The 1,286-nt window shown below is 42.5% G+C and carries 1 protein-coding gene; it reads right to left on the bottom strand.

Going from position 1 to position 1,286, the window contains the following annotated elements:
* Nucleotides 1–41: 41 nt before the first annotated feature.
* A protein-coding gene (locus PVE40_RS12755) for an IS3 family transposase (RefSeq protein ID WP_274732311.1) occupies nt 42–1,204 on the bottom strand; the annotation gives its coding sequence in 2 pieces (ribosomal slippage) (nt 42–928 and nt 928–1,204; 1,164 coding nt in all).
* Between the last annotated feature and the right edge of the window lie 82 nt (nt 1,205–1,286).

Here is a 1,286-nt window from a genome sequence, read left to right as displayed (position 1 = left end):
TAGACTGACATACTGATTTGAGACAAACATAAAACACCTTCTTAGGCTGCTAATCCTCTGTATTCCAGAGGGGATTGGTAGCCTAATTTTTCTTGAATCCGTTCATGATTGTAATAATGCAAATAGTCTTGAACACGGCAAATAACTTCGGAAATAGACAGCGCATGATACTTCACGAACTGGAATTCCTCCGATTTTATGTTCGAATGGAAGGATTCAATCACCGCATTATCCCAACAATTTCCTCTTCTTGACATACTGCTTACCAAATTCTCCTCCTTGATTAGTCGCTGAAAAGCGTAAGAAGTATAGACAGACCCTTGGTCTGAATGCAGGATGACTCCCGTAGGGTTTCCCCTGGCTTCCAGTGCAGCTTCCAATGTGTCCAAGACCAAGGAGGTCTGTTGGTGATCATAAAGTTTATACGCGACAATCTCATTGTTATACAAGTCCATGATGGTGGAAAGATAGAGCGTTTCGGGTCCGTACTGTACATAGGTAATATCGGTTACCCATTTTTCATCAGGCTTCGAAGCCATAAAGTTTCGTTTCAACAGATCTGGTGCCACGATTGTCGTTTCTCCTTGCGACTTCCATTTCCGTTTCGGCTTCACGCGACACTGTAGATTCATCCTCTGCATGATACGTTGCACAGTATTGCGGTGCAGCTTGATTTTGAATTTTCGTTTCAATAATTTTGTTATTTTCCGGTGTCCATAGCGGTACTTGTTCCCTTGGCATAGTGCAATAATCTTCTCTTCCGCTTCAGAAAGCATTTTTTCAGGTTCCTTTTTCCAGCGGTAGTAGGTGGAACGAGCTACACCCAGTGCAGCCAAAATTGCTTTGATCGTGTAGTTCCTCCGGAACTGTTCCACCAAGCGGAGGACTACTCCTTTTTCAACTCCTCTCTCAGTTCCAAATACTTTTTTAGGATTTCATTTTCCATCTTCAACTGTGCCATCTGGCTATTTTTCTTCTCTTCTTCCGTTTTCCATTCCGGTCCATGTCCGTAGGAATACTGTTTGCCAATGGGTTGCGTCAAGCGGTGCACCTGGTTTCCCCGGTACCATCTCATCCAAGTTTGAATTTGGGTCTTGTTCTTGATGCCATACTTTTCCATGATTTCCTTGTTGGTCAATTCACCACCCATTTTGTCCTTTATCACGGCCCATTTCACTTCACTAGAATATACGTTTTTTCCCACGCAAAAACACCTCCGACATAGTATTTGGTATTATACCATTCCGAAGGTGTTTTATATTGTCTCATTTATTTGTGTTAGTCTA

Source organism: Jeotgalibaca caeni (genome assembly GCF_028863945.1).
Classification (GTDB): domain Bacteria; phylum Bacillota; class Bacilli; order Lactobacillales; family Aerococcaceae; genus Jeotgalibaca; species Jeotgalibaca caeni.
This window is presented reverse-complemented; position numbering and strand designations above follow the sequence as displayed.